This window comes from Halorubrum distributum JCM 10118, from assembly GCF_000337335.1.
In the GTDB taxonomy this organism is placed as follows: domain Archaea; phylum Halobacteriota; class Halobacteria; order Halobacteriales; family Haloferacaceae; genus Halorubrum; species Halorubrum distributum.
On sequence record NZ_AOJN01000001.1, the window covers coordinates 36,602 to 42,905 of the forward strand.

Here is a 6,304-nt window from a genome sequence, read left to right on the forward strand (position 1 = left end):
AACTGGGGTTCGAGACGCAGCCGGGGAGATCGTCGCCGTGACCGTCCCGTATCACAAGGACTGCCACCGCGCCTTCGAGGAGACCATCTGTAGCCACTGCCGGACCCTCGCCAAGGCGCGCGCACGAAACGCGGATGATGCCGACGCCGAGCCCGAAGACTTCTACGACGACTACTGGTCGCCGAAGTCGCACGCCGGCGGGCGGCAGATACCAGTGCTCCAAGAGCGGGGGCGAGACATCATCGAGCGCTTCCTCGAGGTCCAAGGCCAGTTCGACATGACCGACGAGACGGTCCGCCGGCGTCTCACCCGGCTGGCTGAAGTGACCGAAGGCATCGACCCCGACCGCATGATGCCGCAGTCGCTCCGCGCGTCGGCAGCGAACTATTGGATCATGCTCAACGGCTTCGACAATCACGGGTTGAAGATGCTGATAGGGTGGAAGTACCTCAGCACCGCGCAGTACTACGTGAGCTCCGAGTTCGCGCAGTTGTAGCACAAGATCTCCGCCGCGCTCGGCGAGCCGACAGACGGCCCGTACGATGTCGACCCTCAACCCGAGAGCTACGCGACGGTTCGGGAGAACGCAGACCTAATCGCCCTCGACCGTATCACGCCTCAGGGCGACGTCGCTCGACACAAGTACGACCACCTGCCGGACCCGCTCGAAGCTGAAGCGCGCGACCGGCAGCAGACCTTCGGCGCGTTCGCCGACGATCACGAAGCACCAGCTGCGTCCGACCCAGTCAGCGCGTGGACTCGGGCGCGACTCCTGCTCGAACACAGCGCGGCGAAGGCATCCGACAAGCTCGACTACCCACCATCTCGACGAAAGGCCGCAGGGATCGCCGTCGCGCTCGGCGCGTGGGCCGTCTTCGCCGGCGTCGTGTGGGGTACGACCGGCGCGTTCCATATCGACCCGGTGGCGGGTGAGGTACACGCCACGCCGGGAGCCGTCATCGGCCTCGCTATCGGGCTTGTCTACATCGGTCATGAGATCCCGGACCTCTGACGCGCTCGACATCGGTAACCGGCGCGTGGGTTTATATGGAACTCGCAGGCGTCTCTGCGATTGGAGCATGAACATGCTCATCGACGCGTTCATCGGTATGTTTGGACCGCACACAGTCTTCGCCGCGCTCGTGGTATTCATCATGTGGGTGATACAGTACACGCGCGGCTGATCCACCGGCGGCAAGCGCACCGTTCTGTCGCCCTGCCACAACATTTCCGTAAACCACCCTCATCGGCCGATAATCGGTCGGTTCGGTGTCTTGGGGGAAGAATCCAGGACACCCCTTCTGGTCCTGAATAATAATCTGTCGGGAAACGTGTCTGACACGGGTCGTTGAGCAGAATATATTAGGTAGCCGAAAGGTCTCCATCAGTAGAATAGATCGGGTCAAAGGAGTACCATGCCCCCGATCAAAAGTTGACCGCTCCGACCCTGACGATGCCCCCGATTTCAAATGGGACCGACAACATCGACTACATAATGTATGAGTCAGATCTTCAGGACGGGGTATCGAGCAGCATTATTGACGGCGAGGTGTCGTCGTTGAACCTCAGCATCACCGACAACGAGTTTGCTGTCATCGTTGATATTGGTGAGACTGACGCAGCTTACACGGCTGATGAAGCTCGTGAGCTAGCGAGGAGTCTCAAATCCATCTCGGATCAGCGATGGGACGTAGAAAACGATGACATCGTAGAGTACCTCCGCGACTTAGCCGACGTGGTTGACAACGAGAAGTCAGTAGATGAGGTAGAAGAGAAGTGGGAAAGTAGAGAGGTAGATATCTCGGTATGATAGAAACATAAATCATTGAGCCTGCCGTCAGGCAGGCCTACGATCGCTCGTGTGTCGGAGATTGAGGGGGTAGAAGCGCTAGCGGTTGTTAATGTCCGTGGCCTCCTCTAATCGCTCGACGCGTTCGCGCAGCTCTTCGAGGTTGGGATCCTCGGCACGTGCATCCTGTAGCGGACGGACGTCGGTGAGCGCCTCGTCGACGCGGTCGTCTTCAGCTTCGCCGCCGAGGTAGAGGTCGCGCCGATCTTGGTGGAGACTCCGGAGCGTCGACTCGGCGATGCCGGTGTCGCCGGCGACAGTCGCGAACGACTCACCGCGGTCGACACGGGTGAGGGCCTCCCGGACGTGTAGGAACTCGGCCGGATCAACGCGGAGGTAGCCGTCCTCGACGACGAACCCTGCTGGCGGCCTCCCGGTCCACTTTCCGGCGGACTGTGCGGCGCGGACGCCCGACCGGATTCGCTGGAGCTTTTGCTGGTGTTCTATCTGTGCGAGGTCGCCCATCAACCGAGCGACCATGCTGTATATCGTCTGCTGGAGCTCCCCGTCGTCGACGTGGATCTTTAACCCGACGTCGAGGGCCTCGACGCCGGTGTCATGTTCTAAGCAGTGTTGGATGAACTCGTGAATCTCAGTCGGACCGAGCCGAGAAAGTCGGCTAATTTCGTGAACGACCACGAGGTCGAACTGTCCCGTCTCGACATCATCGAGGAGTCGGTTGTACACCTCGCGAGTGTCGGTGTCGGCAGCGCCAGAGACAATTTCGGGATACTCCTCAATGTCCTTGACACCGAGACGTTCCAGGTGTTCGCGCGCCTCGTCGAGCTGCCGAGACACGTCTTGGTCCGATGTCGAAACCCGGGCGTAGATTGCTGCGTCTGAGGGTCCGTTTTCGCTCACGTTTTCGAGGACGTGCTATTGTATTAAACAAGTGGGGGTTACTGCGGTTCCGCGTTTACCACTACCTTCTAGACACAATTGAGATTAACTAGCCCGTTCTGGGGATGATGATACAGTAGCATATATTTTAAATACGCTATATTAGATCGTGTAATATTTAGAGAATGAATTCAGTACAGATTTTATGAAGTATTCTCTGATATTGAATAGTAAATAAAATTAATACACCAGCAGTCTTGTCACCGTATCATGAACTCCGGTCGGATACCTCGCCGGACAACTCTCACCGCGTTGGGAACGGCTTTCGGATCGGGGTGTCTCGGAACAACCCAAGAGAGAATAATGGAGGACATTACACCGACAGCCTCTGGGCCCGATGGGAACTGGACAGTCGTCGTTGAGGAANGTCTCGGAACAACCCAAGAGAGAATAATGGAGGACATTACACCGACAGCCTCTGGGCCCGATGGGAACTGGACAGTCGTCGTTGAGGAAGATTGGGAGCAGTTCGATACTGACCGGTGGGGCGTTGGATTCATAGATCGCGAAGACCGGATTCCCAAGGACGATGCGACTGTGAGTTCCGATCACGTGTTCGTGGAAAACGAACAGTGTATTTTACAGGTGGAGTCTGAAGGGACGGGCCCTTCCGGCTGTTACCAAGGAGTGATCAATTCGAGTGTGGGAAACGAGCCTCACCATCCGCCGGATGGCATTCCGATCGACCCCTCTCCCGGCCAATATGTGGAGGCTCGTCTCAAACTACCGGGCCGGATTGGAGTGTTGCCCGCGTTCTGGATGCACCCGGCGAACATGAACTGGCCCCCTGAAATTGATGTTGTTGAACTGTTTCAACAGGGGGATAACCCGGAGGCAGAACGCCGCTCACTACACGTAGACGTTCACTGGAGTTCATCGGGTGAGCCCGACGACAGAGACACGCATGAACACGCTCCTTCGTCGGTAGACGTTGGCAAAGATCTCAGCGAGAGCTTCAATACGTACGGCTGTGCGTGGTTCGAAGACTGCGTCGAATGGTATTTTAATCGACGACAAATCGCGACGCGCTCAACGCCACCAGCAATGACAGCTTCACTTACTGCACCTACGGCCCGGCCATTTGGGCTCGTGTTCTCAAATCATGTCAACCGAATTGGCAAAGCAGACCTTGATCAAGCATGGACGGAACAGCTCGTTATTGACTGGGTCAAAGTGTCTGCTCTACGGTCTTGAAGACAAATCGTTGTTCTCTATGGTCTATTTTTCCGCTTCGGTTCAGTGATTCTGTCCCGTCTCTGCTGCCCGCACTATTTCTTCGGCAGCCTGCTTATCGATTTTTATTTGTGCTATCTTCCGTGTTATCTGTTAGTGTAAATAGTAAAAAACTGACATCGTGTGAAAGTTAATATCTCTGATATAGTGAATTAGCTGTACTGGTCGCATTCGTCAGTTCCAGGGGTTGAGACGGTGATTAAAAACGCTAAGGAATACAAGCTGGATATGAAGTACTTAAAATAGCGTTGTACAGATCGTTCAGTCTATGTGCTTTATCACCAGATTAATATTCAGATGGGTGTTATTTATCATGTGTATACCTGTCTCAACTCAAGCCCTCAACGAGTGAGAGAATGGAAATTATATTCAGTAAGTGTAATTTCTCGTGATCTACTTAATCTATCTGATTATTATGTAGGAATAGACTATTCCTCTGACCACAAGTGATTTTAGATGTCATTGATAAGATTAGTACCGGTTAACTTACAATTTAGTGGTGTAGATACCGGGGCAACAATCCTCCTGTGGACAGTCCTTAGCCTCTACTTAGCTGGTAGTCTTTACTGGATTTATGAGATGCTCAGATATGGTATCTGGTACACTCCGCCAGCTCGCCGGTACGGTCCAAGACACGCACAAGTGCGTATCTTGACTGTGAATGCCGAGTCAGTCGTCCGCGAGACTGTTCGCCGCCTCCCCAATTCTTTCGACGACAGATACGTCATTGCTGAGGAGCCGATGGAAGTTCCCGGTGCGACAGTTCAGGTGGTGCCGGACAGCTTTGAGTGCGAAGCGACAAATAAAGGCCGAGCGCTAGAGTGGGCGCGACAATCGATCTCCTGTGATCGTGAGTTTGTCCTTTATCTCGATGAGGATAGCCACATAACCGAGTTCGGTGGCTTCCCAGACGCCGATATTATACAGTTTAATGAATACCCCCGACAAACGGGAAGTTTGATCACGTATCTCTGTGAAATAAATCGGATCGGATTTCAGGTTGAGCAGCGGTCGTTTCCTCGTCTCAAGATCCCACTCTATGCTTGGGGCGGAGGACTAGCAGTCCGGACATCCTTAGAAAAGACGGTTACTTGGGATTATGAGACAGTCATTGAAGATACATTATTTCTTTGGCGAGCATTCAAAAAAGTTGACCGCGACGTATCCTTCGCGTTCATCCCTGATCGAGTTTCCAACCAAGCCCCTCCTAGCATTCAATCGATGTTCCGACAACGTCGTCGCTGGATTGCCGGGAGTCGTGAAGACAACAATATCCTCTCTCTCGATAGGATTCTAATGTACGGCATTCGTGACCTATCATGGTCGATGACTGGCGTGATTCCAGTACTGGCCGCAGTGACTTTTTTACCTGGAATTGATATTTTTTTCTCAGAGCCGTACCGAATCATTTCGTTCATTCTGCTTGGGTTTATGTACGTCTGGATAATGATCGGTGTTCTGCGTTACCGCCCGACAGCCCGCATCGCTGTCGCAACCATGGTACTCGCACCAATTACAACAATCCTTCACTCGATTGGAGCGCTTTGGGGTGTCTTATCTACGCCAGACACGTTTGAAGTGACCGACAAAATAGACGAGAGCAGTCGATCTGAGGAATCGAACGCAGAACAAAACTGATTGAGAGTGTATGGCTGAGGTCCATGAAGTACACAACTTGGAGTGAGGCGGTCTACGAATGTAGTACCAACATTCAGGCTTGCGGCCCCTATCTCGACATGTAGTCCGCCCAAACTCGTGACTGCCCACAATCTGTAGAGTCGCTATCTCATATCGAGACGATGCGTGTCACGCTCCGTCGTTTTCGCTACTGGCGTTCGAGCACTTCAAGCGCCTTGCTGAGTCGCGAGATGTACTCCTCAGGTGGGAACCGCCACCAGACCTGCCCACTCATATGAGCCAGCGGGAGTACGTGGGTATTGACCGGTTCGGAGATACGGTGGAGTATCCCGTGGATGGCCATGATACTCTCTGGGTCGGCGTCCGTCTCCATGACGGGCTCCGGCGTGGTCGAGCGTCGGAGTGCCGGCCACGCGTTTCCGCCGAAGGTGATCACAAGATCCGGATCCAACGCCCGGAGTTGATAATCCTTCTCAGGATCCACATCTGCCTGCTGCAACTTGTCCGAAATCATCACAAACAAATTCAAAAAACAGATTGATAACATCTTGCCTATCTCGGGAAGTTTGAGGAGGTATCTATCACATCTCCATATAGAGTACGAAGAGGGCCACACCAACAGCGAGGATGCTGATTAGTTCCCGAATAAGACCTAGATCCATGATCAGTACTTCACAAAGCCGC

At 53.9% G+C, this 6,304-nt stretch carries 7 protein-coding genes; 4 read left to right on the plus strand and 3 right to left on the minus strand.

Annotated features, from left to right (window positions below; genetic code table 11):
• Nucleotides 1–37 precede the first annotated feature (37 nt).
• Nucleotides 38–496, plus strand: coding sequence for a site-specific integrase (locus C466_RS00135; protein WP_004595429.1), 459 nt, complete (start codon nt 38–40; stop codon nt 494–496).
• 96 nt (nt 497–592) lie between these two features.
• On the opposite strand, the gene C466_RS00140 is transcribed toward C466_RS00135, so the two are convergent.
• Nucleotides 593–994: a hypothetical protein gene (locus tag C466_RS00140; protein ID WP_239641152.1), complete on the minus strand. Its 402-nt coding sequence runs from the start codon at nt 992–994 to the stop codon at nt 593–595.
• A gap of 459 nt (nt 995–1,453) precedes the next feature.
• Between C466_RS00140 and C466_RS00145 the strand changes: the two genes are divergently transcribed.
• A complete protein-coding gene (locus C466_RS00145; RefSeq protein WP_004595427.1) occupies nt 1,454–1,810 on the plus strand; it encodes a hypothetical protein in 357 nt (118 codons plus the stop codon).
• A gap of 78 nt (nt 1,811–1,888) precedes the next feature.
• Here the strand turns inward: C466_RS00145 and C466_RS00150 are convergent, their stop codons facing one another.
• Nucleotides 1,889–2,710 carry a recombinase family protein gene (locus C466_RS00150; protein WP_193366032.1) on the minus strand — a complete coding sequence of 274 codons (822 nt, stop codon included), beginning with the start codon at nt 2,708–2,710 and terminating at the stop codon, nt 1,889–1,891.
• Nucleotides 2,711–3,142: 432 nt separating this feature from the next.
• On the opposite strand from C466_RS00150, the gene C466_RS15610 reads away from it, so the two are divergent.
• A complete protein-coding gene (locus C466_RS15610; protein ID WP_455428777.1) occupies nt 3,143–3,943 on the plus strand; it encodes a glycoside hydrolase family 16 protein in 801 nt (266 codons plus the stop codon).
• A 780-nt stretch (nt 3,944–4,723) separates the two neighbouring features.
• A complete protein-coding gene (locus tag C466_RS15615) occupies nt 4,724–5,620 on the plus strand; it encodes a glycosyltransferase family 2 protein (RefSeq protein WP_239641153.1) in 897 nt (298 codons plus the stop codon).
• A 187-nt stretch (nt 5,621–5,807) separates the two neighbouring features.
• Here the strand turns inward: C466_RS15615 and C466_RS00155 are convergent, their stop codons facing one another.
• On the minus strand, nt 5,808–6,134 hold the full coding sequence (locus tag C466_RS00155) for a uracil-DNA glycosylase family protein (RefSeq protein ID WP_004595424.1): 327 nt from the start codon (nt 6,132–6,134) through the stop codon (nt 5,808–5,810).
• Between the last annotated feature and the right edge of the window lie 170 nt (nt 6,135–6,304).